Raw genomic sequence first — 25500 nt, 5'->3', positions numbered from 1 at the left:
AAACTTACTCAGCGATTTCTTCAGCGTTAGCTTCATCATATGAGCGGTCGCCAGCTGGGCCACGACGTGAATCGCGCTCATCTTTAGCTTTCGCCATTGGAGATGCTTCAGTAACGGCAACTTTAGTACGCATTACCATGTTACGCAGAACTGCGTCGTTGAAACGGAAAGCAGTTTCTAGCTCTTCAATCGTCTCTGCTGGTGCTTCAACGTTCATCAGAACGTAGTGAGCTTTGTGCAGGTCTTGGATTGGGTAAGCCAGTTGACGACGGCCCCAATCTTCTAAACGGTGGATTTTGCCGTTAGCTTCGGTGATAACACCGGTGTAACGCTCAATCATACCTGGTACTTGTTCACTTTGATCTGGGTGAACCATAAATACGATTTCGTAATGACGCATTTATTGCTCCTTACGGTTATGTAGCCTCGTTATTGGCTCAGTCAGACCAAGTGGAGGCAAGGAACGAAAATAGTGACTGATTCGAGCGCGAGATAGTACAGAAAGCAGACGTGAAACTCAAGCAATAACTTTGCCTCACCTCTCAATACGGGTATGATGACGCCTCACCCCTATTCGGATATCAGACACCAGCCATTCAAGAACCCTGACTAATGTTACGAGCAATGCTAAAAGTTATCGCCCCTTTGAGTTATTTTTGCCTATCTTTTCCGGCACTTGCGCTTGTACCTCCCGATTATCAGGAGCCGCCAAGCGATTTTACAGCAGAAGTCGAAGCCGGCTTACAGTTGAACACGGGCAATACCGAGTCGAGCAGTTTTAATGGTCGCACCCAGCTGATTTACGATGCCAAACAAACGAAGCAAGAAGCCACGCTAAAAGCGTATTTTGCTTCAGAAAAAAACAAAACCACCTCAGAGAAGTACGAACTCCAACTGCAGAGCAACTATAAACTCACCAAGGGCTATATCTTTGGCCGTGGTGACTTTACCTGGGATCAGTTCGGTAGTTATACCCAAATCTCAACCCTTTCTTCGGGTTATGGTTTTAATGCCATCAGTACCTATAAGACTAAACTCAGCCTCGAAGTCGGTCCGGGTTATCGATACAACCTGCCTGCGGAATCGGTCGCAGAGCCCGATCCCGCCGCCGAAAAGGATGTGATTTTACGTACTGCGGCAAAGTTTTCACAAAAATTGCAGGAATACACCAGCATCAATGCCGATCTCACCGCCGAGGTGGGCGAGAATAACAATACCCTCACCCTCGACATGAACTACAAGAACTTAGTGTTTCAAGACTGGGCATTTAAAATCGGCATGAACGTCAAGTACACCGAAGTGGTCCCCGAAGGCAGTAAGCAGACAGACACAGTCACCACCTTTAACCTGCTCTACACCTTTAGATAATAGCGATACCCAGTGGTTTGGCTGAAACGAGGTTCACCCTCTCAGCCAAATCCCATTTCAGTCGAATTGAGTGACCCACACACAAAAATGATAAGTTAGTCATTAAATCCCAACATTTTGCAACACGGAATACACACCAACTCCTGATATACTCTCCCTGCAACCATACAAGGAGTAGTTAATGGCAAATCCGCTACGCACTTTCGCCTCTTTATATAGCACGACTCTATTAACTGTGTTGGCAGGCGGTTTACTCACCACCTATTTAGGCCTACGCCTGTCGGTGATGCACGTTCCACAGCTATGGATAGGCGGCATGATGTCGGCCTATTACGTCGGCCTAGTGGCGGGTTCTAAGATTGGCCACCGTTTGATTGCTCAAGTTGGGCATATTCGTGCCTTTGTCGCCAGTGCCGGGATAGTGGCTGCCTCTGCCCTCGGCCACGCCTTAGTGGATGAGCTAGCGGTTTGGATCCTCTTAAGGCTTATCGTCGGTATGGGCATGATGTGCCAATACATGGTGCTCGAAAGCTGGCTCAATGAGCAGGCCGAAAGCAGCCAACGCGGCACTGTGTTTGCCAGCTACATGATAGTCTCGTACTTCGGCTTAATATTGGGCCAAGGTGCCATCAGCCTCTATCCTGAACTCGGCCTAGAGCCACTATTGCTGATCGCCATCTGTTTTGCCCTGTGTATTGTCCCCATTTCCTTGACTCGCCGGATTCACCCGGCGCCACTGGTGCCCGCGCCCTTAAAAATCGCCCACTATTGGCGAAAGGCCCCGCAAGCACTGACAACCATAGCGATAGGCAGCATGATTGTCGGCTCCTTTTACGGCTTAGCACCCGCCTATGCCAGTAACTTAGGTTTACCGCCTGAGAAAGTCGCCACTTATATGACGGCCACCATTCTCGCGGGTCTGCTGGCGCAATGGCCAATGGGGAAGCTATCCGACATCATGTCCCGCAGTCGACTTATCCGTATTAACTGCGTACTGCTTGGGATCTTAGCCTTAGGCATAGCCCTCACGCCTTACCATCCCACGCTCTCACTGGTGATGACGTTTCTGTTCGGTATTCTTGGCTTTACCTTCTACCCTTTGGCGACGGCATTGGCCAACTCCCGTGTCGAACAGAGCGAAAGGGTCGGTCTATCAGCCACCATATTACTGACCTTCGGTCTTGGGGCCAGTATCGGTCCGCTTATCGCATCCACCCTAATGCAATGGCTCGGCAACAGCATGCTCTATGGTTTTATGTCGGCCTGTACCTTAATTCTGTTTTTACGCCTGCGTTATGTTCACTCACAACAAAAGGCCGAAACCAATGTGACTCAAGACTACATCATGGCAACCGGTGACTTAGTCTCATCCCCGCTCGCGGCCGCGCTCGACCCAAGGGTTGATGTCGAATCGGTGCAGGAGCAAATGACTCCTACGCCCAGCGACGATGAAGAAGATTTAGGTGCCGATGCCCTCGAAGATGATGACACTGACAACGAACAACAGCTGACATTCGAGTTTGACGTTAATCCAGAGCCGACTTTTGTTGAGACTGAAAGCGAGGGTCAAGAAGAGTCAGATCTCGATGCGGTGAAAACCGCTTAAGTGAGATTTCAGTTATTCGAGACAATAAAAAAAGACGGGCTAGCCCGTCTTTTTTTATTGAAAGCTATCGATTAGCTACGGCGTTGACGCACGGCTTCGAAGAGGCAGATGCCCGTTGCGACCGACACGTTTAAGCTAGAAACGCTCCCCGCCATCGGAATCGACACCAAGGTATCGCAACATTCACGACTTAGGCGGCGTAAGCCTTTGCCTTCGGCGCCCATCGCAATTGCCAGCGGCCCTTTAAGATCGGCTTGATATAGCTCGTAATCCGCCTCGCCCGCCGTGCCAACAATCCACACGCCCTTTTCCTGCAGATGACGCATGGTACGCGCTAGGTTAGTCACTTGGAATAAGGGCACAGTTTCGGCGGCGCCGCAGGCCACTTTGCTCACCACAGCCGTTAAGCCTACAGAGTTGTCCTTCGGCACAATAATGCCCTGCACACCCGCGGCATCGGCGTTACGTAAGCAAGCACCTAGGTTATGCGGATCGGTAACACCATCTAAAATCAATAAAAACGGTAAGTCGGTCTTAGCTAACAACTCATCTAAGTCATGCTCACCAAGGATTTTTGCCGCTTTAACACGGGCAACAATGCCTTGGTGCTGTGCACTCTCGGCTTTATCGTCCAACACTTTGCGTGAGGTCACTTGGATGCTAGTGCCAAAGGCTTTAGCCTGGCGGATCAGCGGCGTTAAACGCTCATCTTCACGGCCCTGCAGCAGCCAAAGTTCAATAATGCGCTCAGGGCTGTGTTTTAACAGCGCTTCAACCGCGTGGATCCCAAAAATAATATCTTGTTTCTTCATTTACTTCTTTCTCGTGCTCCGCTTCGCGGCCTTTGGCTTTTTCGCCGAATTTTTTACGCTTTTCTTAGGCTTAGCGCCTGCTTTAGACTTGGACTTACTCGCCCCAGCTTTATCTGAACCGGCTTTCGATTTCGCGCCTGTCGATTTAGCTTCCTTAGCCATTTTAGCGCCTTCACGGTTTACCCGCTCACGCGCCGTCATCGGTTTTTCTCGACTCGGCGCAGACTTACGGCGACCGCCTTTTCCGCTGTCGCCAAGCATGACTAAGTCAATCTGTCTATCATCCAAGTTTACCGCAGCCACTTTTACCGTGACGGGATCTCCCACTTGATAGATTTGACCCGTATGCTCACCAATCAAACGCTGACGCATAGGGTCGAACTGATAATAATCGCTGCCAAGGCTAGAAATATGCACTAAGCCATCGATAAATAAGTCATTTAAGCGAACGAATAAACCAAAGTTAGTGACAGAGGCAATCACCGCCTCGAAGGTGTCACCCACATGGTCCTGCATAAATTCACATTTCAACCAGTCGCTTACATCACGGGTCGCTTCATCGGCACGGCGCTCGGTGTTCGAACATTCTTCGCCTAAGAGATCTAACTCATCGAGTTGATAATGGTAGCCACCATCGGATGTCCACTTCTCGTTGGCTTCACCTTTTTCCTTCGCCAATAAATAGCGGATCACGCGGTGCAGCACTAAGTCAGGATAACGGCGAATTGGCGAGGTGAAGTGCGCATATTCTTCGAGTGCTAAACCAAAGTGGCCTTCGTTATCAGGCGTGTAGATAGCTTGGCGCATTGAGCGCAGCAACATCACTTGGATAAGCTCGGCATCGGGCCTATCGGCGATTTGCAGCATCACATTCTGGTAATCCGCAGGGGTTGGCTCGAGTCCGCCGCCCATGCTTAAACCACGTTCGGCCAGAAACTCTTTAAAGTTTGCCAGCTTCTGCTCAGAGGGCGATTCATGCACGCGATAGAGGATTTCACCCTTGTGCTTTTTCACAAACTTAGCGGCCGATACGTTGGCCAAAATCATACATTCTTCAATGATTTTATGAGCTTGATTACGCGCTCTTGGCACAATCTTATCGATCTTGCGCTGGTCGTTAAAAATAAACTGCGTTTCTAGGGTCTCAAAGGCAATCGCCCCACGCTCGGCGCGCTGTTCATCGAGCGCTAAATAGAGCGACTGCAAACATTGCAGATGCGGGAATAGCGCTTCATGCTCAGGCGCAATCGGTCCGCCTTCGAGCATGGCGGCCACTTGGGTGTAAGTGAAACGCGCATGTGAATGCATCACTGCGGGATAAAACTTATAACCCGACAGCTTACCGCGGGCCGAAATCGTCATCTCCGCGACCATACACAGGCGGTCGACATGGGGATTGAGCGAGCACAGGCCGTTAGAGATTTTCTCCGGCAGCATTGGGATCACTTGCGATGGGAAGTATACCGAGTTACCACGGGCACGGGCTTCGGTATCTAAGGCCGAATCGGTACGCACGTAGTAGCTCACATCCGCAATCGCCACCCACAGACGCCATCCACCACTGGGTTTGACTTCGGCATAGACCGCATCGTCAAAGTCGCGGGCATCTTCGCCATCGATAGTCACTAAGGGCAGATCACGCAGATCGACGCGGCCAACTTTATCGGCTTCGGTCACTTCATCGGGGATCCGGCGCAGCTTTTTCTCAATCACCGCCGACCAAGTGTGGGGTAAATCGTAATTACGCAGGGCAATTTCGATTTCCATTCCCGGTGCCATTTGCTTGCCGAGCACCTCAGTGACTTTACCAGCCGCTTTCACGAATCGACCCGGACGGCGGGTTAATTCGACCACGACCACATCGCCTTGACGGGCGCCATTGCGATCTTCCGTGGCGATTAAGATTTCTTGGGTAATGCGCTTATCATCGGCAATCACAAATGCCATGCCGCTATCGACATGGAATCGCCCTACAATGGCGGCACTGCGCGGTTGGATCAGACGGACGATACGAGCCTCGCGGCGTCCTTTACGGTCCATACCGGCTTTTTGTGCCAACACTTTATCGCCATGGAAATACATCAGCATGTCGCGATTTGAGATAAATAAATCGTCGCCACCTTCGTCAGGTTTAAAGAAGCCGTAGCCTTCTCTGTGCCCAAGGACAGTGCCGGAAATCAGATCCATTTTTTCAGGTAAGCCATAGCTTTGACCGCGGGTAAATACCAGTTCACCGTCGCGCTCCATCGCCCGTAAACGGCGACGCAGGGCTTCTAACTGTTCTTCATCATGGATCTGCAGTGCAACAGCAATGCTGTCACGGGTAATAGGTGATTTTTGAGAACGTAAGTACTCGATAATATACTCACGACTTGGGATAGGGTTTTCGTACTTATCCTGTTCACGCTCGAAATGAGGGTCTTTGATCATTCAATATCCAATATTTCTGTCTCAATCAGTAGAGACATCTCAACGGGTTCGCAAGTGCTCTTGCTGGGCCCGCGCCACTGCACTGGCGGGCATTTTAGCGGCTAACACCTGCAGTAATGACAAGGCTTTTTTCTTGGTCGCCTCATCGGTAAATACATTGTTGTATAACCAGTTATAGGCCATTTCATAGTCCCTTGGACTACCATAACCTTCACCGTATAAACGAACCAGCATCATCCGCGCGGCTAAACTGCCGCTCGCCGCCGCTGGCAATAAATAAGTGACCGCACGGTCTTTATTACGAATAACAAACTTACCATTTTGATAATATTCGGCAAGTTTCACCATGGCCTCGGGACTGCCCTGTTCGGCCGCCTCTTGCAATAATCCCATCCCTTTGACTGCATTGGCTTTTACGCAGGTGCCATGGTTGAGCATCTCCCCCCACAGAAACTGGTACAGGGGCTGCTTTAAGACTTCGGCGCGCGCTTCGATATCTTGCACTAACTGACAGTCATCTTGCTTAACTCTTGCCAGATATTTTTCGCCGCGGATCATTTCAAGCAATTGATCTTGAGAATAAATATCCACCGCCTGTGTTTCAGCAAAGCACATTGAAGATACTAAGGGCAGCAGCGCAACTAATGCAGTACGTAGCATAACGACTCTCAATGACAATAGGGTGAATACTTGCATCGGCAGTATAACCTATTTCTTGAGCTCAAGCCGAATTTCTAACCACAGAAAACAAACAGGAAGGAACAACAAAGGAAGAAAAGGCCGTGAAACACGGCCTCTACGATTTTAGTTAAATGGGCTAACTAAAATCATCGTTTCATTACGGTCTGGACCGGTAGAAATGATGTCGATCGGCGTTTCTAACAACTCTTCAATGCGCTTGATGTAGTTGATAGCTGCTTGCGGTAACTGCTCTAAAGAGGTCGCACCGAAAGTTGACTCGCTCCAGCCTGGCATAGTTTCATAAACAGGCGTGACCTGCTCATAACCTTCAGCCGCTAATGGCGTAACCTTAGAGATAGTGCCATCTGGATGTTGGTAACCCACACAGATCTTCACTTCTTTCAGACCATCGAGTACGTCTAACTTAGTTAAGCAGAAGCCACTTACGCTGTTGATTTGTACTGCGCGGCGCATTGCCACTGCATCTAACCAACCTGGACGACGCTTACGACCGGTAGTCGCACCAAATTCATGACCTTTAGTCCCTAAATGATCACCCACTTCACATAAGAGTTCAGTTGGGAAAGGACCTGCACCCACGCGAGTGGTGTATGCCTTCATGATACCTAAGACATAGTCTAAATGACGTGGACCAAAGCCGCTGCCTGTCGCCACACCACCTGCGGTAGTGTTTGACGAAGTCACAAATGGATAAGTACCGTGGTCGATGTCTAACAGCGTACCTTGTGCACCTTCGAACAGAATTGGCTCACCCGCTTTACGCGCGTTATCCAACAGTTCAGTTACGTCAACACACATGCTCTTCAGGTAGTCAGCTAAGGCTAACGCGTCGCTCAGTGTTTGCTCGTAATCTACGGCGTCAACTTTGTAGTACTCTGTCAGCATAAAGTTATGATATGCCATAACTTCTTTCAGCTTTTCAGCAAATAGTTCAGCATTGAACAGATCGCCAACACGCAGACCGCGACGGGAAATCTTGTCTTCATACGCAGGACCAATACCACGACCCGTAGTACCAATAGCTTTGTTACCGCGCGCTTTTTCGCGAGCGATGTCTAAGGCACAGTGGAATGGTAGGATCAGCGGACATGCTTCAGAGATCAGCAGACGTTCCTCAACAGGAATGCCGCGCTCTTTGAGCATTTTGATCTCTTTCATCAGGGCGTCTGGTGCAAGCACCACACCGTTACCGATAATGCATTTCACATTGTCGCGTAGGATGCCTGATGGGATCAGATGCAGTACGGTTTTATCGCCATTGATCACTAGAGTGTGACCCGCGTTGTGACCGCCTTGGTAGCGAACTACATATTTTGCCTGTTCTGTTAGAAGGTCGACAATCTTACCTTTTCCTTCGTCACCCCATTGAGTGCCGAGAACAACTACGTTTTTGCCCATTGTTTGCTGCAAGGTTGTGGTTAAAAATGGATTCTAACAGATTTTAAACCGCAAGTGGTAAGGCATTTATGAAAAAATAATCAAAATGACCAGCCCAGCGGTGACTAAAGAACCGCCAACTCGGCGTAAAACTTGCTGATTCTGATGAGAAAGTTCGTTTAAATATCGGCGCCATTTATTGGGGAAAAACAAAGGCCCCACACCTTCCAAAATCAGTACCAATGCCACGGCCAGCATAAATAACTGTAAGCTCATCTTCCCCTCTCTTCGAACTGTCAGCAAAAAACACTTTCATTAACGCGAGCATAGCCAATTTTAGGCAATAAAAAACCCAGCATAAGCTGGGTTTTTTGAGATTCCAAAACGTATTAACGCTTAGAGAATTGTGGCTTACGACGTGCTTTACGTAGACCCACTTTCTTACGCTCAACTTTACGAGCGTCACGGGTTACGAAACCAGCAGAACGTAATGATGGACGCAGAGCTTCATCTAATTGCATCAGAGCACGAGTGATACCGTGACGGATTGCACCTGCTTGGCCAGTGATACCACCGCCCTTAACAGTTACATAGATGTCCAGCTTGTCAGTCATTTCAACTAGTTCTAATGGTTGACGAACAACCATACGAGCAGTTTCACGACCAAAGTATTGGTCCAAAGGACGTTGATTTACAACGATGTTGCCACTACCAGCTTTAGCGAATACGCGTGCTGTAGAGGTTTTGCGACGGCCAGTGCCGTAGTACTGAGTTGCAGCCATTTGCTTAATCCCGTTTAGATATCAAGAACTTGAGGTTGTTGTGCAGCGTGGTTATGTTCTGCGCCAGCGTAAACTTTCAGTTTACGGAACATGGCACGGCCCAGAGGACCTTTTGGTAACATACCCTTAACTGCTTTCTCGATGATCATTTCTGGCTTGTGAGCTTGCAGCTTTTCAAAGCTGATTTGCTTGATGCCACCAGGGAAGCCTGAGTGCGAGTAGTACGTCTTGCCTTGCGCTTTGTTACCAGTAACAGTAACTTTCTCAGCGTTGATAACGATGATGTAATCACCAGTGTCAACGTGAGGAGTGTATTCTGGCTTGTGCTTACCGCGTAAACGCAGAGCGATTTCGGTAGCGATACGACCTAAAGTTTTGCCGTCAGCATCAACGACGAACCAGTCACGAGTTACAGTTTCTGGTGTAGCAGTAAAAGTCTTCATTATTACAAAAACCCAAAGTTAATTTCTGTCTCACATGTTGCCTACAATGGTAAACAACACAAAATTGCCTTTCAGTACCCCTTCGAGTACTTAACTCGGCGTACAACTTCCACCTAATTTGGTGGAGTAACGTGGGCAGGTGGCGGATTATAGACAAACGTGAGCTAAAAATCACCTGATATTTTGACAAAAATCATAAAAAATCGATCTGTGAGGCTGATTTTCACTGGGATGGATGAGCCACAGGAGGTTTGCATAAAAAACGCGCTAACCTCCAATAGCTGGCACTCGCTAACCTAAGGTAAATGCTCTGATTTTAAGTAATCGTGGGATTGCATTTCGATTAAGCGAGAGCGACAGCGTCTAAATTCAAAACTCAATAAACCATCGGCGTAAATCTCTTCCAGCGGCACCTGCGCGGAGACGATCAGCTTAACGTTGCGCTCGTAAAACTCATCCACCATGGCCAAGAAACGTCTGGCAATATCATCACCCGTTAAAAACGCGCCCATTTGCTCGATGCCACTCACCAACACGGTATGATAAATCCGCGCCAGCTCCATATAATCGCGCTGACTTCGGGGCCCATCGCATAAGGCCCTGAAGTCTGCGAGCAACACGCCTTGCGCCTGTTGACGTATGCTGATTGCGCGCCCTTCGATTTCAATCGCATCGGTTGAAATTTCGGCCTCGGGGGCTAACTGGCGGAAATAACGCAGCAGATTAGTATCGGCCTCTTCATCGAGTGGATGGTGATAAATCTCAGCCTGCTCGAGAGTGCGCAGGCGATAGTCGATGCCCGAATCCACATTGAGTACTTCACAATGCTGATTGATCAAGGCGATCGCGGGTAGGAATCGCGCCCGTTGCAATCCGTTTTTATACAAATCATCGGGAATGATGTTTGAAGTAGCGACTAAGACCACGCCTTCTTTAAAGAGGGCTTGGAATAAGGTGCCAAGTAGCATGGCATCTGTGATATCGGAGACAAAAAACTCGTCAAAACAAATGACTCGATATTTAGCCGCCATTTGTTTGGCAATCACTAATAAAGGATCGCGAGTGCCTTTGAGCTCATCCAGATCCAAATGCAGTTGATGCATAAAGCGATGAAAGTGCGCCCTTAGTTTTTGATTACCTGGCAGCGCATCAAAAAAAGTGTCCATTAAATAGGTTTTGCCGCGACCGACACCGCCCCAGAGATACAATCCCTTAGGCGCTACAGGCGCAGACTTAAGGCCAAAGGAGGTCAATAACTTACCTAAGAGTGAGCTTGGTGCTTCGGCAGCGGTTAAATCTTCGTAGACGCGTTGTAGCGCCTTTACGGCCATTTCCTGCGCGGGATCATGGGAAAAACCATCACGAGTAAGATCTTTTTGGTAATGCTGCCAAGGGCTTAACTGGGGCACGTTATAATTCTCTTTTATCCTTTGGAAAAACTGCGTCGATATTACCACGGCCACTCTGATGCGGCATATATTTATCCCCTAACAAGCTAAAGGACGCTGGATTCCATATTTCGGCACTCGGCCACCAAATAGAGCAAGATTAAGCGTGAAAGGATAAAAACTTATTTATAAAGCGCTATGCTGTTAACTTATTTCACGCGACGATTGAAACATTTTAAGACTTGAAAAAGACCTTAAAAGCCCACAGGTTTAACTTAAGTTACACTCAATAAAATGCTGATAAAATAGCCGTTAAGAAATTAACCTTTGTTAATATTGATGAACTTTTTCAATGAGGTGCGTGTCCGAATGGTTACCTAGGCAAATAGCCGGTAACGATACAGATTCGATCTGGTGCGGACACAACTCACGACGCATTACATCCAGATCCTTGATCCCTTATTTGGAGTTATGAATAGATGAAAACGAAACTATCTGTACTTTCAGCCGCAATGTTAGCCGCAACTCTGACAATGATTCCCGCTGTCTCACAGGCCGCTATTCCGCAATCTGTTGAGGGTCAATCCATTCCAAGTCTTGCGCCTATGTTAGAGCGCACGACCCCCGCCGTGGTTTCAGTCGCGGTTTCAGGCACACACGTGTCTAAACAACGTGTCCCCGATGTGTTCCGTTATTTCTTCGGCCCCAATGCACCACAAGAACAAGTGCAAGAGCGTCCTTTTAGAGGTTTAGGCTCAGGCGTGATTATCGACGCAGATAAAGGCTATATCGTCACCAACAACCATGTGATCGATGGTGCCGATGATATCCAAGTCGGCCTGCACGATGGCCGTGAAGTTAAAGCCAAGCTGATTGGTACCGATTCAGAGTCCGACATTGCCTTGCTGCAAATCGAAGCGAAAAATCTAGTCGCAATCAAAACCTCAGATTCTGATGAACTGCGCGTGGGTGACTTTGCCGTCGCCATCGGTAACCCCTTTGGTTTAGGCCAAACCGTCACCTCTGGGATCGTCAGCGCCCTAGGCCGCAGCGGCTTAGGCATTGAAATGCTTGAAAACTTTATCCAAACCGATGCGGCGATTAACAGCGGTAACTCGGGTGGCGCGCTGGTCAACCTTAAAGGTGAGCTGATCGGTATTAACACCGCGATCGTAGCCCCTGGCGGTGGTAACGTGGGTATCGGTTTTGCGATCCCCGCCAATATGGTGAAAAACCTCGTGGCACAAATTGCCGAGCACGGTGAAGTTCGCCGTGGCGTACTGGGGATTTCGGGCCGCGACCTAGATAGCCAACTCGCCCAAGGCTTTGGCTTAGATACCCAGCACGGTGGTTTTGTGAATGAAGTCACCGCGGGCAGCGCCGCTGAAAAAGCCGGCATCAAGGCAGGCGATATTATCGTCAGCGTCGATGGTCGTGCGATTAAATCGTTCCAAGAGCTGCGGGCGAAAGTCGCGACTATGGGCGCGGGTGCCAAGGTTGAACTGGGACTTATCCGCGATGGCGATAAGAAAACCGTGAATGTCACCTTAGGTGAAGCAAGCCAAACCACTGAAAAAGCTGCGGGCGCTGTGCACCCCATGCTACAGGGTGCCTCGCTAGAAAACGCTTCGAAAGGGGTGGAAATTACTGAGGTAGCTCAGGGCTCACCTGCGGCAATGAGCGGCTTACAAAAAGGCGATGTGATTGTCGGCATTAACCGTTCGGCGGTGAAAGATCTGAAATCACTCAAGGAGCAGCTCAAAGATCAAGAAGGCGCTGTCGCCCTGAAGATCCTCCGTGGTAAGAGCTTGCTGTACTTAGTGCTGCGTTAATCGGTACACCGCTCTGATCTTTATCCCATAATCAGATGCGGATCAGCATAGGGAACGCGGGTTCCCTATGCTTTAACTTGTTAAACATGTTAATCTAACTCACCTTTTTCAATACTTAGCCTGCCATGACAATAAAAGAAACCCTGTTATATCTCGGTAAAGCCGTGCTCTTCGGCCTTATCATGGCGGCCATGTTTTTGTTAGTTACACACTACTTCGACAATAAAAATCTCGGCAGCTCGTTACTGCAAAACCGTGGTAACAATACAGTCGAACTCTCCTTTGCTAAAGCCGTACGCCGCGCCGCCCCTGCCGTAGTCAATATTTATAGCTTAAGTATCGATCAGAGCCGTCCGCTAAACTCAGGCTCCCTCCAAGGCCTAGGCTCAGGGGTGATCATGAGTAAAGAAGGCTATATTCTCACGAATTATCATGTGATTAAAAAAGCCGACGAAATTGTGGTGGCCCTGCAGGATGGCCGCAAATTCACCTCGGAAGTCGTAGGGTTTGATCCCGAAACCGATCTTTCTGTGCTTAAGATCGAAGGCGATAATCTTCCAACAGTGCCAGTCAATCTCGACAGCCCGCCGCAGGTTGGGGATGTGGTATTAGCGATTGGTAACCCTTATAACCTCGGCCAAACCATTACCCAAGGCATTATCAGCGCCACGGGTCGTAACGGCTTAAGTTCTGGTTATTTAGACTTTTTACAGACAGATGCCGCAATTAACGCCGGTAACTCAGGCGGCGCCTTAATCGACACTAACGGTAGCCTGATTGGTATCAACACCGCCGCCTTCCAAGTGGGCGGCGAAGGTGGTGGCCACGGGATTAACTTCGCGATCCCGATTAAATTGGCCCACAGCATTATGGGTAAACTGATTAAAAATGGTCGAGTGATCCGTGGTGCCTTAGGGATCTCTGGCGAGCCGATTAACCCTGTTGTGGCGCAAATCCTCAACCTACCCGATTTACGTGGGGTATTAGTCACAGGCGTCGATCCTAATGGCCCTGCGGCACGGGCGCAGCTACAACCAAGGGATGTGATCATCAAATACGATGGTGAAGATGTGCCTGGGGTCGAAATGCTGATGGATAGAATTGCCGAAACTACGCCCGGCAAGAAAATCATGATGACGGTTATTCGCCAAGGCAAAGAGCAAGTACTGCCCGTGATTATCGATGAGAAAGTCGTCGTCGATAATTAAGCTCAGTAAGCTACCTTGATAAATCTCAGAATGAGGCATGTATAAAACCTCATTCTGAGCCATCCTAAAATCACCTATTACCTTATCCCTCAAATGGCAGAGCTATTTATCTCGCACTGCGATTTTTCACTTACTTTTGCCCCAAATTGTGTTTTGCAGTTCAAAAGGGGAATTGGACAAGTAAAGCTCTGCCTATAGACAAGTTGATGGTTCGACTTAGAAGTTATGCATCCCTTCTTTTTTGTAGCTTCAATGCTTTAATCAAAATCAAAGTCGTGGGGCTTCACCCCACACCCGACCAAGGAGGACTGCTCGTCCTATCCTCCTTGGATGCTCCAAGACGCCCCTAACGGAGTTGAAAACCCCTTGTGCTCATTGACAAATTTGCTATCGCTTCCGAAGGATGCGTCCCTGCACCTGCGAAAGCTAGCTCGCCATCCGTGGCGAGACTCACGCAATTTGTCTATTCGCCCCGCGGCAACTCCGAGGGGAGGTGTATTCCTTGGAGTTTTGAGTCGTTAGATAGCGAGTCATCAGCAAAAATAAGCGTAAAAGAACGAGAAAGCTAAAACAATATCAAGTGATTACCCATCGAACCGTATAAAAACCGCTACCGCAAAAAAGCAAATTCCTATAGCATCATTTATACCAATTGACATGAATGTGGCAGCGGCCAAATCCAACAAGTGATTTATCCCCCGCAAACAGCGCAGCGCATAAATACTAATAAGTTAGGTGCATTAAGGAAGTCCCATGAAATATTCACTTGTAAATGGATTTAGAGCAGAACCCTTTAAAGGTGGAACTGGAACTTGCTTATGTTGTGGAAGTGACACAATTGCAAAGTGTGGTAATTTTAAAGTTCACCATTGGGCGCATAAATCGAAAGAATATTGTGACCCTTGGTGGGAAAATGAAGGTGAATGGCATAGAAAATGGAAAAACTATTTCCCTGTAGAGTCACAGGAAATTATTTTTAAAAACGTAATCACCAATGAAAAGCATATTGCTGATATTTATATTAATCAAACCGTAATAGAAATCCAAAGTTACCCTATAAAAGAAGATGAAGCTCGCTTGAGAGAAGCGTTTTATAATAATATGATTTGGATAATTGATGGTTGTAAAAATGAATTTGACGAAATAAATTTTGGTCTCAGCATAGGCTCTCCACACACCGAAGATCCTTATTTACGTCAGTTTAAATGGTATGGAAGAAGTAAGATTTTTGCTAAATGGTCTAAATCAACTAAACCTGTGTATATTGACTTTGGAAGCGACATAGTATGGCAATTACTCCAATTCGATATAAAGAGCAAAAAGGGTTTAGTTAAAGCCATTCCTAAAGAAACATTTATAAATTGGTTTGGTGGAAAATCTACCTAGCAAGCTGTTAAACAAGGACAATCAGGAAGTACTGGCATCCACCCTTAATGGTGCGGTAGTTAACTTCCTGCTATGCTAAAAATAATCATTGCCTAGCACTTTTCAAGTTCTGGGATGACTTACCTAGTCATAAAAACACCTTTTTAATGGAATTAGCAAAAATTATTGCCTCAGATGCTTTCCCTGCGGCTGTTGATAGTTCTTTTTTAAACAATGTTAATACTTGCAAGTTGTAGATAAACGGAAAGTGCATTATGTTGTTCTAAAAAGGATGGCTATATTTTTGACATGAGGAATCAAATTGCACTGGTTAGCAACTCTAAATGGAAATAGCATTATTCTGTCTAGCTTAGACAAAATGAAATCTCCACACTTTAGTATTTTTCAAGACTCTGATGATCATCAGGCTGAACAATTTTTTCTACGCTCCAACCATTTCAAAGGTGTTGATGATGCTCAACAAGTATACTCATCTGTATGTGGCTTAATCCAACTGGTAAATGGAGCATCTGCTATTCACTGGGGCTTTAATGATTATATCCGCAGAGGTAGCATAAAGCTGGATGAACTATACTTCTCGAATGAAGAATACCCATCAGATTCTGATTGGACGTCTGCTAGATTCAAAGAGGAAATATTACCATCTAATCCTTTTATTGGAGAGCCAATTGTTTCAAGATTACTAAACCCATTTAGTTCTGCTACTACAGGATATATTGAGTTGTGTATAGATAATGAAGATGTCTTTAATATTTTAAGGCAAATATCAGTAGGCTTAGATTGGAGGAATCTATATTGTATTTGGGATACCGTTTCCCACTATAGCGGTGGCGTTAAAAAAATAATAAAAGATTTAAATTTAGATGAAAGTCAAATAAAAGCTTTTACAGGCACAGCAAATAATTTTGGTATTTTAGGCGTAGAAGCTCGGCATGGTGTTATGGGCTGGGAAATACCAAAAAACACAGTAAACTATGAACAAGCAGTATCTATAGTGAATGATGTTGTAGTTAAGTATTTAAAAAATAAAGTTTGTCTTGGTTGTAAATCTAAAGAATGGGAAGCGCAATTCAACTAGTTGCTTAAGCAAAACTCGATCCAATGAATCACTCTAGGATTGTCTGATTCACGTGTTAAAACCCCGAGTATTTTTGCGCTGGCTTCGGGTTAACGCGCTTTGATCCAAACTCGTGTCATTCCAATCAGTTCTGGCACGTTTATGTCCCAAAGCATGCTGTGTCTTTCTTTAAAACCTGCAAGCTACACCGATGCTAAAAGGGTGAGTCATGGTGATTAGCGAGACGACCGTCCGCCCCATGGACGGGGCGGTCGAGCATCCAAGGAAGGACTTGCTGCGTGTCGTTGAGCAAATACCATGGTTCGCCGTTAATAAGGTCTTCATTCAATAACCAAGCAATGATATAAGTCTTTCAATATTTAACACTCTTCTGTCCAATTCCCTTTTACCTAAACAAATTGCGCTCAATAAAAAACCAGCACTTGGCTGGTTTTTTATTGGGAGCGAATCCTAAGCAAATGTTATTGCACACGCTCTACATGCGCGCCCAATCCTTGGAACTTCTGCTCGATATGCTCATAACCGCGATCTAAGTGATAGATGCGATCGACGATGGTTTTACCATCGGCAACTAAGCCTGCGATCACTAAACTTGCTGAAGCACGTAAATCGGTAGCCATCACCTGCGCACCGCTCAAATACTCAATGCCTTGGATGATGCAGGTATTGCCTTCAAGCTCCATGTTCGCGCCCATACGGATAAGTTCTGGCACGTGCATAAAGCGGTTTTCGAAGATGGTTTCGGTAATGGTCGCCGTGCCCTGTGCTAATACGTTGAGCACGCAGAACTGCGCCTGCATATCGGTTGGAAAGCCTGGATATGGCGCTGTCTTGATATTTACCGCTTTCGGACGTTTGCCTTCCATATCGAGCTCAATCCAATCTTCACCTGTGGTGATCTTGGCGCCCGCATCTTCAAGTTTCGCGATAACAGACTCTAACGAAGCAGGATCGGCCTTTAAGCAACGGATACGACCGCGGGTCACAGCTGCGGCAACAAGGAAGGAACCGGTTTCGATACGATCTGGCATCACGCGGTACTCACAGCCCTGTAGACGCTCAACGCCTTGAATACGCAGTGTGGCACTGCCGACACCGGTGATCTTCGCGCCCATGGCAATCAAACAATTCGCCAAGTCGATCACTTCTGGTTCGCGGGCCGCGTTTTCAATCACGGTTTCGCCATCGGCAAGTGCCGCGGCCATCAATAGGTTTTCGGTCGCGCCTACGCTCACCATGTCCATAAAAATATGGGCGCCCTTTAAGCGACCATCGACACGGGCCTTGATATAACCTTCTTTCACTTCAATCTTGGCACCCATCATTTCGAGGCCATGCAAGTGTAAGTTCACCGGACGGGCACCAATGGCGCAGCCACCGGGTAATGACACGTCTGCGGTACCATAACGCGCTAATAACGGGCCAAGGATCAGAATCGAGGCACGCATGGTCTTAACGAGATCATAAGGTGCGCAGAACTCGTTAAGGTTTTGGGTCGAAATACGGATTTGACCATTGCCTAATTCATCCACATCGGCACCCAAGCAGCGCAGCAATTTACAGCTGGTGCTCACATCGCGCAAATTGGGGACATTCGACACAATAAAATCAGTCTCGGCTAACACGCCTGCCATTAGAATCGGCAGCGCAGCGTTTTTAGCGCCGGAAATAATCACATCACCAGCAAGCGGAGGGCTTGCTTGAATCGCTAATTTATCCACTTTTCCTCACTACTAGCTGTTGAAAATTTTCTCGCGTTTCCATTGAGTCGGCGTGAAAGTTTTAATCGTTAATGCATGTAACTCACCGCTGGCGATATAGCTCATCAGGGGTGCATAAATGGCTTGTTGCTGTTTTACACGGCTCATGCCGTCAAAACATTCACCGACGGCGATCACTTTGTAATGGCTGCCATCGGAGCTGGCGTGCACTTCATCGAGTGCTAACGCGTCACGTAAAATCTGTTCTATTAAGCTGCATTCCATGAAATTCGTTACCTTTTCAATTCGCTTCTTCGGTGAAGAAGGACTGTAAATCATATAAATCGATTAATTTTTTTAGCTGATCCGATGCTGAGCACAGCTGCAATGGCGTGCCATGCTGACGCACTAACGCCAGCAAAAATGCCACGCCAGCACTGTCGCTGTACTCCAGCTCAGTGAGCGACAACATTTGGGTTTCTTGGCTTAACAGGCTTTGCCTTTGCGGCCAAAGTGCGACCACTTGCTCCTGTGATAAACGCCCTTTGAGGTGGCAAATTTTACCCTGTTGCACAAATTCAACCACGGCGCTTACTTCCCTGCTTTAGACTGTTTAGTCACTTTGTCTTTGGTGCGCTCTTCCAGCATCTTGATCACGGCATCAATTCCCTGTTGGCGGATAAGATTCGAGATTTCAGATTGCTTAGAGGACAGCAAACTCACGCCTTCGGCAACTAAGTCAAACGCCTTCCAAGAGTCATCCTTAAGGCGACGCACTTTAAACAACAGCTTAATCGGCGGACGACCCGCTTCGATAATCTGCACGTTGACATCGACAATCTTCTCATTACTGAAATCACTACCGGGAGAAAACTCCACTTTTTGGTTAGTGTATTCGGTAAACGCTTGGGCATAGGTTGAGACTAGGTAGCCTTCGAAGGCATCGACGAAGCGATTGCGCTGATCTTCGGTCGACTCTTTTAAATACTGGCCTAACACTTTGTAAGAGGCGTATTTATAGTCGATATAAGGCATCAACTCTTCGCGCACGATCACTTTTAAATGATCCGCATCGGCGTCGATCAAGGCTTTATCTTGATGAAAGCGGTCGAAGGTTTTGTTGGCAACGGATTTCACCATGGCGAACGGATCCATAGTGTTAATCGGTGCATCATCCGCCAGTGCGGTCGTTGCGGTAAATATCCATACTAACGGCAGTAAAAAGCGCGATAAGCGTTTAAACATAGCGGTAACCCCTATTTATCCTTTGAACCCATACTATATAAGAACTGACCAATCAGATCTTCTAACACTAATGCGGAGCGAGTATCGTCAATCTTGTCGCCATCCTTAAGCATACTCACATCATCATCGACAAAGCCCGGTGTTAATCCGAGGAACTGCTCACCGAGTAAACCTGAAGTTAAAATAGCTAAGCTACTGGTTTCAGGGAATTTATCGAAACGCTTGTCCATCACAATCGTCACCACAGCCACCAGTTTGACAGGGTCTAAATCTATCTTACTCACACGGCCAACCACTACGCCGCCGACCTTGACCGGAGAGCGTACCTTTAAGCCACCGATATTGGTGAAATTGGCGGTGAGGGTATAGCTGCTGTCGCTGGTCTGCACTTCGATATTGGCGACTTTAAACACCAACACCAAAAAAGCCGCTAAGCCCGTTAAGAGAAACATACCCACTAATAATTCAATTTTTCGTGTCAACATGCTCAGTTACCACTCTGTTAATCCGTCTATCTGTATCCTTGGCGCTGCAATCCGTTAGCGGCCAAACATCAGGGCTGTTAGTAAAAAGTCCAATGCCAGTACGGCGAGGCTCGATTGCACCACGGTTGAGGTGGTTGCACGGCTGATCCCTTCCGGATTCGGCACCACTTGATAGCCGCGATATAAGGCTATCCAAGTCACCACCACGGCAAACACGCCGCTCTTAATCAGGCAGTTCACTATATCTTGTCGCCATTCGACCGAGGCTTGCAGAATCGACCAGAAAGCCCCGCCATCGATACCTTTCCATTCCACACCCACTAAATGGCCGCCATAAATGCCTACCGCAGTAAACATCAGCGCCAACAGCGGCATGCTGATCACCCCCGCCCAAAAACGTGGCGCAATGATTTGCCTGAGCGGGTCAATAGCCATCATCTCTAAGCTGGATAACTGCTCAGTACTCTTCATCAGACCGATTTCGGCGGTCAGCGCCGAACCAGCGCGGCCCGCAAATAATAGCGCTGTGACCACAGGACCGAGTTCACGCAGTAAGCTTAAGGCCACCATGGGGCCTAAGCTCTCCTCAGTACCGAAACCGACTAAGATGTTGTAGCCCTGCAGCGCCAACACCATGCCGATAAACAGGCCCGAGACCACAATAATGACCATAGATTGTACGCCGACCACATAGATTTGGCGCACTAATAATGGAAAACCTTTACGCACCCGAGGCCAGCGAAAAATCGCGCCCCAGAGCATCAGGCCCGCACGGCCAAAACCGAGCACTAAATCGATAGCGCTGCGGCCGAGGTCGGCAATACTGTCGAATAACTTCACTTGCCAGCTCCTTTAGCCATTAATTCTTGCTGATAATCCTTCGCCGGATAGTGGAAAGGCACAGGGCCGTCGGGCGCGCCTTGAATAAACTGTTTGAGCTGCGGATTATCCGCATGCTTTAACTCTTCAGGCGTGCCATGGGCGATCACTCTTTTATCGGCCACCACATACACATAATCTGCAATTCCGAGCACTTCATCCACATCGTGGGACACCACAATCGAGGTCAGATTCAACGCATCGGAGAGTTCGCGGATAAGCTTCACCAGCACGCCCATGGAAATCGGGTCTTGACCGGCAAAAGGCTCATCGTACATCACCATTTCAGGCTCAAGGGCGATCGCCCGAGCAAGAGCGGCACGGCGCTGCATCCCACCGGATAACTCACTTGGCATCATCTGCGCGGCGCCACGCAGGCCAACGGCTTCAAGCTTCATCAATACGATTGAGCGAATAATCTCTTCGGGTAAACCCGAATGCTCACGCAGCGCAAAGGCGACGTTATCGAAGACATTGATATCGGTGAATAAGGCACCACTTTGAAACAACATGCTCATGCGCTTACGCAGTTCGAATAATTGACTACGACTCGCGGCATGCACATCCTGACCATCGAACAACACTTGGCCGCTATCGGGCGTTAATTGGCCACCGATAAGCTTAAGCAAAGTGGTTTTACCTATCCCACTGGGGCCCATAATGGCGGTGACTTTGCCCCGAGGGATAGACAGGCTAATATCTTCATATATGACACGCTGGCCACGGCTGAAGCCCAAATGACGGATCTCAACCAACGGCGTTTGTTCTTGAGTCATGCTTGATTCCGATATTTGAAAAGAGGTGGCCTACGCTTCCTGCCCAGACCAATCGAAGAGCCGCAAATTGTACGTAATTGCGCTTTAACCTACAACAGAATCGACACTATCGTCCTGCGATACTTTCAATTTGCCTCATTTCCAGCGAGAATGCGCCCTAAGTTTTCGCTCTGTGAAGCTAAAGTGTTACTTAATGTTTTCATCCTTGTTGATTAATCAGCAGGATTGTTTAGTTAAGGCTAATAAGATAAGCGAAATCACGCTGAACTAGGCAAGACAACTTAACTCAAAAGCCATATTGAATGTCAAACTGGTTATCATGGCGGCCATAGCCATAAAAAGTGGCAGCGCTAAAACAACCAAGACGATGATTTTGCTCAAGGCATTCAATCGCTAAACAGGTTATCCTGCCCCATTGCCTTAAACCCTATAGGCAAGGGCAGGACAATAAAGTGCTACTCCGAGTAAGAAGCCGTTAATTTTATCATCTTTATCGCGTACCAAATTGTGCTATTCCAATCCCAGAACGGGGCGACAAAGACAATGCAAGAAGAGAGATAGACATGGTAGACCAATCACAATTGCGCCAGTGGGGCTGTAAAGTCATCGATATTGAAAAATCGGCCCTCGACAATCTTTATCAATATGTCGATTCCGTTGAATTTGCCCAAGCCTGCGAGTTAATTCTCAACTGCACTGGCAAAGTGATAGTGATGGGGATGGGGAAATCTGGCCACATTGGCAATAAAATCTCGGCCACCCTCGCCAGCACAGGCACCCCAGCGTTTTTTGTCCACCCCGGCGAAGCCAGCCATGGTGACCTAGGCGTGCTCTCGGACAATGATGTGATTCTTGCGATTTCAAACTCGGGCGAGTCGAGCGAAATCCTCGCGCTGATGCCAGTTATCCAACGTAAAGCCATCCCTGTGATTGCCATGACAGGCAAGCCAGAATCCACCATGGCGCGTCTCTCTAAAATTCATTTATGTATTGAAGTGCCAGAGGAAGCCTGCCCACTTGGGCTGGCACCAACCTCAAGCACCACAGCAACCTTAGTCATGGGCGATGCCATCGCCATTGCTTTGCTGCAAGCTAAAGGCTTTACCCGGGAAGATTTCGCCATGTCCCATCCGGGCGGCGCCTTAGGTCGTAAGCTGCTGCTTAAAGTCAGCAACGTGATGCACAGCGGCGATGATTTACCTTTGGTTAAACACGATATCTGCATTACCGATGCCCTGTATGAGATCTCCAAGAAAGGCCTTGGTATGACGGCGGTAATCGATGAACAGAACAAACTCGTGGGTATCTTTACCGACGGCGACCTTCGCCGGGTTATCGATGCCCAAGTCAACCTACGCACCACGCCTATCGCCGATGTGATGACGCGAAACTGTGTCACAATTACTGAAAACGTTTTAGCGGCGCAGGCGCTGCAAGTGATGGATTCCAAAAATATCAACGGCCTGATAGTGATAGATAAAGAACATCATCCTGTCGGTGCCCTCAATATGCTCGATATGGTTAAAGCGGGAGTGATTTAATGCCACAGCAAGGTTTTTACGGCCCCATCAGCGACGATGTTTGGCAAAGGGCGCAAAAAATTAAACTGCTGATCTGCGATGTGGACGGAGTGTTTTCCGATGGCCGCATTTATTTGAGCAACTCTGGGGAAGAGCTCAAAGCCTTCCACACCCGCGATGGTTATGGTGTGCGTTCATTACTGACCAGTGGTTTTAATCTGGCGGTGATCACTGGCCGTCAGTCTAAAATTGTTGAAAACCGCATGACGGCGCTGGGTGTGACCCATATTTATCAGGGCGTAGATAATAAATTCGTTCCCTATGAAGAGCTGTTGTCGCTCTACAATGTCACCCCAGAAGAAGTCGCCTATATCGGTGATGATATTGTCGACCTGCCGGTGATGAATGTGGTTGGCCTTGCCGTCTGTGTTGCCGATGGGCATCCCTATGTCCGCCAACACGCCCATTTTGTGACTCACTTAAATGGTGGACATGGCGCACTCAGGGAACTCACGGATCTGCTCTTATTGAGCCAAAACAAGTTCACTTCCGCCCATGGGATGAGCATATGAGTCGTGTGACCCTCGCCATTATCGCCTTTTTTGGTACTGCGCTGGTGCTATATTGGCAAGTGCAGCAAAAACGCGGTGGCGATACGGATGACAGCTTGAACGTCAGTGACAGACCCGATTACATTATCGAAGATCTGCGCAGCATTGAGTTTAATGAGCAAGGGCAAGTTAACAGTCGCGTCACGGCAAAGCACATGGAACACTATGAGCTGAAAAACCAAACCGACTTTACTGAGCCCGTCTATCTTGTCTATCCAGACCAAGGTAAAGCAAAATGGCAGATCCGAGCCGACCAAGGTCGACTCAATAAAGATACCGGCAAGGTTGTATTAGAAAATAATGTTATTATCGATGCCATCAGCCCTGGTGAACCCATACAGACATTGTCCACCAGTTTTTTAGAACTCGATCTCAACACTATGATAATGACCTCTGACCGCATCATTTACGTCACAGGGAAAGATTTTAATATTCAAGGGCAAGGCCTTTATGCCGACCTTAACGCGCAGGAAGTGCAATTGACCAGTCAGGTAGTAGGAACCTATGAAGCAAAATAACATATTACTTGCCGGCCTAATGCTAATCACCAGCATGAGCGCCTTCGCCAAGGTCGGTGACTTACAGCAAGAAGTGAAAATTAAAGCCGTTAGCCAAACTGCGGACATTAAAAACAACCAGATCATTTTCTTCGGTCCGGTTGAAGTCACCCAAGGCTCGATTAAAATCCATGCGGATCAACTACGTGCATTTTCTGCCGAAGGGGAAAACAGCAAGATTTTAGTGGCAACGGGGAATCCTGCGACTTACAGCCAAATTCTCGACGATGGACGCCCAGCTTCGGCGAGCGCCAAAGAAATTCGCTACGAAATGGCGACCCGCACCCTGACCTTAACAGGCTCAGCGACCCTAGACCAAGCGGGTAGCCAAGTGACGGGTAACCTTATCCGTTACGATATTATTCAGCAGAAACTAATCGCTGAGAGCACGGGTAGCGGCGATGATCGCGTGATTACCATTATTCAACCTGACAACTATCAGGAAGAGCTCAAGAATCAGCCAGCGGACAAACCTGTGAAAAAACAGGATTCTAAATGACCCAAATCACCTTAAAAGCACAGAATCTCGCTAAGAGTTATAAGAGTCGTCAGGTTGTGAAAGATGTCAGTCTGACGGTCAAAACGGGTCAAGTCGTCGGCCTACTCGGCCCAAACGGCGCAGGTAAAACCACCACCTTTTACATGGTCGTGGGCTTAGTCAAAAGTGATAAAGGCCATATCTTTATCGACGATGATGATTTAACTGCCGATCCTATGCACCTGCGCGCCCGCAAAGGCATTGGTTACCTGCCACAGGAAGCCAGTATCTTTCGCAAGCTGACCGTGCACGACAATATCATGGCGGTACTGCAAACCCGTAAAGAGCTCAATCGCGATCAACGCGAAGAAGAGCTGGAACATCTGCTCGAAGAGTTCCATATCACCCATATTCGCGATAGCCAAGGCATGTCGTTATCGGGCGGTGAACGTCGCCGCGTCGAAATTGCCCGCGCCTTAGCGGCCAATCCTAAGTTTATTCTGCTCGATGAACCCTTCGCCGGTGTCGACCCGATTTCGGTTATCGATATCAAGAAAATCATCGAACAACTCAAGAGCCGAGGCCTTGGGGTACTGATCACAGACCACAATGTGCGCGAAACCTTAGACGTCTGTGAACATGCTTACATTGTCAGTCACGGAAACCTGATTGCCGAAGGAACTCCCGCAGAGATCTTAGACAATCAGCAAGTTAGGGCTGTGTACTTAGGTGAACAATTCAGGCTATAGTTACTTAAACAGAGCCAATTAGCCTTGAATTTTGGCTTATCAGCACCATCAATATGATAACAAGCGGCCTAAATTCAAAATAATAACG

27 protein-coding genes are annotated in these 25500 nt (G+C 47.8%); 11 read left to right on the top strand and 16 right to left on the bottom strand.

Features of this window, described 5'->3' with window-relative positions; genetic code table 11:
• Positions 1–4: 4 nt before the first annotated feature.
• Positions 5–400 carry a 30S ribosomal protein S6 gene (gene rpsF / locus N7386_RS03590; RefSeq protein ID WP_011623998.1) on the bottom strand — a complete coding sequence of 132 codons (396 nt, stop codon included), beginning with the start codon at positions 398–400 and terminating at the stop codon, positions 5–7.
• 224 nt (positions 401–624) lie between these two features.
• Here rpsF and N7386_RS03585 point away from each other — a divergent pair, with 224 nt between their 5' ends.
• Both N7386_RS03585 and N7386_RS03580 read left to right on the top strand, forming a co-directional pair.
• Complete coding sequence (locus tag N7386_RS03585) at positions 625–1368, top strand: DUF481 domain-containing protein (protein WP_279770953.1); 744 nt, start codon at positions 625–627, stop codon at positions 1366–1368.
• Positions 1369–1549: 181 nt separating this feature from the next.
• A complete protein-coding gene (locus N7386_RS03580) occupies positions 1550–2974 on the top strand; it encodes an MFS transporter (RefSeq protein ID WP_279767078.1) in 1425 nt (474 codons plus the stop codon).
• A gap of 71 nt (positions 2975–3045) precedes the next feature.
• On the opposite strand, the gene rlmB is transcribed toward N7386_RS03580, so the two are convergent.
• From rlmB to zapE, 8 genes are all read right to left on the bottom strand, one after another.
• Positions 3046–3786: a 23S rRNA (guanosine(2251)-2'-O)-methyltransferase RlmB gene (rlmB, locus tag N7386_RS03575; protein WP_279767077.1), complete on the bottom strand. Its 741-nt coding sequence runs from the start codon at positions 3784–3786 to the stop codon at positions 3046–3048.
• Positions 3787–6216 carry a ribonuclease R gene (gene rnr / locus N7386_RS03570; RefSeq protein WP_279767076.1) on the bottom strand — a complete coding sequence of 810 codons (2430 nt, stop codon included), beginning with the start codon at positions 6214–6216 and terminating at the stop codon, positions 3787–3789.
• A 39-nt stretch (positions 6217–6255) separates the two neighbouring features.
• Positions 6256–6912 (bottom strand): flagellar protein MotX, encoded by a 657-nt coding sequence (gene motX / locus N7386_RS03565; protein WP_279767075.1) that lies wholly within the window; start codon positions 6910–6912, stop codon positions 6256–6258.
• A 108-nt stretch (positions 6913–7020) separates the two neighbouring features.
• Positions 7021–8316 (bottom strand): adenylosuccinate synthase, encoded by a 1296-nt coding sequence (locus N7386_RS03560; protein WP_086901986.1) that lies wholly within the window; start codon positions 8314–8316, stop codon positions 7021–7023.
• Between the two features lie 66 nt (positions 8317–8382).
• On the bottom strand, positions 8383–8571 hold the full coding sequence (locus tag N7386_RS03555) for a DUF2065 domain-containing protein (RefSeq protein ID WP_279767074.1): 189 nt from the start codon (positions 8569–8571) through the stop codon (positions 8383–8385).
• 113 nt (positions 8572–8684) lie between these two features.
• Positions 8685–9077, bottom strand: coding sequence for a 30S ribosomal protein S9 (rpsI, locus tag N7386_RS03550; RefSeq protein WP_006083052.1), 393 nt, complete (start codon positions 9075–9077; stop codon positions 8685–8687).
• A gap of 14 nt (positions 9078–9091) precedes the next feature.
• Entirely contained in the window at positions 9092–9520 is a 429-nt protein-coding gene (gene rplM, locus N7386_RS03545; RefSeq protein WP_011073682.1) for a 50S ribosomal protein L13, read from the bottom strand.
• A 296-nt stretch (positions 9521–9816) separates the two neighbouring features.
• Positions 9817–10929 carry a cell division protein ZapE gene (gene zapE / locus N7386_RS03540; protein WP_279767073.1) on the bottom strand — a complete coding sequence of 371 codons (1113 nt, stop codon included), beginning with the start codon at positions 10927–10929 and terminating at the stop codon, positions 9817–9819.
• A 458-nt stretch (positions 10930–11387) separates the two neighbouring features.
• Here zapE and degQ point away from each other — a divergent pair, with 458 nt between their 5' ends.
• The 4 genes from degQ (at position 11388) to N7386_RS03520 (ending at position 16412) form a co-directional block, all read left to right on the top strand.
• Positions 11388–12740: a Do family serine endopeptidase DegQ gene (gene degQ / locus N7386_RS03535; RefSeq protein ID WP_279767072.1), complete on the top strand. Its 1353-nt coding sequence runs from the start codon at positions 11388–11390 to the stop codon at positions 12738–12740.
• A 125-nt stretch (positions 12741–12865) separates the two neighbouring features.
• Positions 12866–13948, top strand: a complete 1083-nt coding sequence (degS, locus tag N7386_RS03530) for an outer membrane-stress sensor serine endopeptidase DegS (RefSeq protein WP_011625166.1) — start codon at positions 12866–12868, stop codon at positions 13946–13948.
• 753 nt (positions 13949–14701) lie between these two features.
• Positions 14702–15334, top strand: a complete 633-nt coding sequence (locus N7386_RS03525) for a competence protein CoiA family protein (RefSeq protein WP_279767070.1) — start codon at positions 14702–14704, stop codon at positions 15332–15334.
• A gap of 301 nt (positions 15335–15635) precedes the next feature.
• Positions 15636–16412, top strand: coding sequence for a hypothetical protein (locus tag N7386_RS03520; protein WP_279767069.1), 777 nt, complete (start codon positions 15636–15638; stop codon positions 16410–16412).
• Between the two features lie 461 nt (positions 16413–16873).
• On the opposite strand, the gene murA is transcribed toward N7386_RS03520, so the two are convergent.
• The 7 genes from murA to mlaF are packed head-to-tail and all read right to left on the bottom strand — an operon-like array spanning position 16874 to position 21497.
• A complete protein-coding gene (murA, locus tag N7386_RS03515) occupies positions 16874–18133 on the bottom strand; it encodes a UDP-N-acetylglucosamine 1-carboxyvinyltransferase (RefSeq protein WP_279767068.1) in 1260 nt (419 codons plus the stop codon).
• A gap of 12 nt (positions 18134–18145) precedes the next feature.
• On the bottom strand, positions 18146–18397 hold the full coding sequence (locus tag N7386_RS03510) for a BolA family protein (RefSeq protein WP_011621481.1): 252 nt from the start codon (positions 18395–18397) through the stop codon (positions 18146–18148).
• A gap of 16 nt (positions 18398–18413) precedes the next feature.
• Positions 18414–18698: an STAS domain-containing protein gene (locus tag N7386_RS03505; protein WP_279767067.1), complete on the bottom strand. Its 285-nt coding sequence runs from the start codon at positions 18696–18698 to the stop codon at positions 18414–18416.
• 5 nt (positions 18699–18703) lie between these two features.
• Entirely contained in the window at positions 18704–19357 is a 654-nt protein-coding gene (locus N7386_RS03500; protein WP_279767066.1) for an ABC transporter substrate-binding protein, read from the bottom strand.
• An 11-nt stretch (positions 19358–19368) separates the two neighbouring features.
• Positions 19369–19842, bottom strand: coding sequence for an outer membrane lipid asymmetry maintenance protein MlaD (gene mlaD, locus N7386_RS03495; RefSeq protein WP_011715852.1), 474 nt, complete (start codon positions 19840–19842; stop codon positions 19369–19371).
• A gap of 54 nt (positions 19843–19896) precedes the next feature.
• On the bottom strand, positions 19897–20682 hold the full coding sequence (mlaE, locus tag N7386_RS03490; RefSeq protein ID WP_011715851.1) for a lipid asymmetry maintenance ABC transporter permease subunit MlaE: 786 nt from the start codon (positions 20680–20682) through the stop codon (positions 19897–19899).
• Complete coding sequence (gene mlaF, locus N7386_RS03485) at positions 20679–21497, bottom strand: phospholipid ABC transporter ATP-binding protein MlaF (protein ID WP_011715850.1); 819 nt, start codon at positions 21495–21497, stop codon at positions 20679–20681. Before mlaF ends, mlaE begins: the two co-directional genes overlap by 4 nt.
• A 563-nt stretch (positions 21498–22060) precedes the next feature.
• Between mlaF and N7386_RS03480 the strand changes: the two genes are divergently transcribed.
• From N7386_RS03480 to lptB, 5 genes are read left to right on the top strand one after another with little or no spacing between them, the layout of a single operon-like run.
• The gene (locus N7386_RS03480; protein ID WP_011715849.1) at positions 22061–23038 is read left to right on the top strand and encodes a KpsF/GutQ family sugar-phosphate isomerase; all 978 of its coding nucleotides are present in this window, start codon (positions 22061–22063) and stop codon (positions 23036–23038) included.
• Complete coding sequence (gene kdsC / locus N7386_RS03475) at positions 23038–23589, top strand: 3-deoxy-manno-octulosonate-8-phosphatase KdsC (RefSeq protein ID WP_023268678.1); 552 nt, start codon at positions 23038–23040, stop codon at positions 23587–23589. The genes N7386_RS03480 and kdsC overlap by 1 nt, the downstream gene beginning before the upstream one ends.
• On the top strand, positions 23586–24146 hold the full coding sequence (lptC, locus tag N7386_RS03470) for an LPS export ABC transporter periplasmic protein LptC (RefSeq protein WP_011715847.1): 561 nt from the start codon (positions 23586–23588) through the stop codon (positions 24144–24146). Before kdsC ends, lptC begins: the two co-directional genes overlap by 4 nt.
• Positions 24133–24684, top strand: coding sequence for a lipopolysaccharide transport periplasmic protein LptA (lptA, locus tag N7386_RS03465; RefSeq protein WP_220057315.1), 552 nt, complete (start codon positions 24133–24135; stop codon positions 24682–24684). Before lptC ends, lptA begins: the two co-directional genes overlap by 14 nt.
• A complete protein-coding gene (gene lptB / locus N7386_RS03460) occupies positions 24681–25412 on the top strand; it encodes an LPS export ABC transporter ATP-binding protein (RefSeq protein WP_011621471.1) in 732 nt (243 codons plus the stop codon). Before lptA ends, lptB begins: the two co-directional genes overlap by 4 nt.
• Positions 25413–25500 lie beyond the last annotated feature (88 nt).

Origin of the sequence: Shewanella sp. GD04112 (assembly GCF_029835735.1) — a bacterium.
Taxonomy (GTDB): Bacteria; Pseudomonadota; Gammaproteobacteria; order Enterobacterales; family Shewanellaceae; genus Shewanella.
This window is presented reverse-complemented; position numbering and strand designations above follow the sequence as displayed.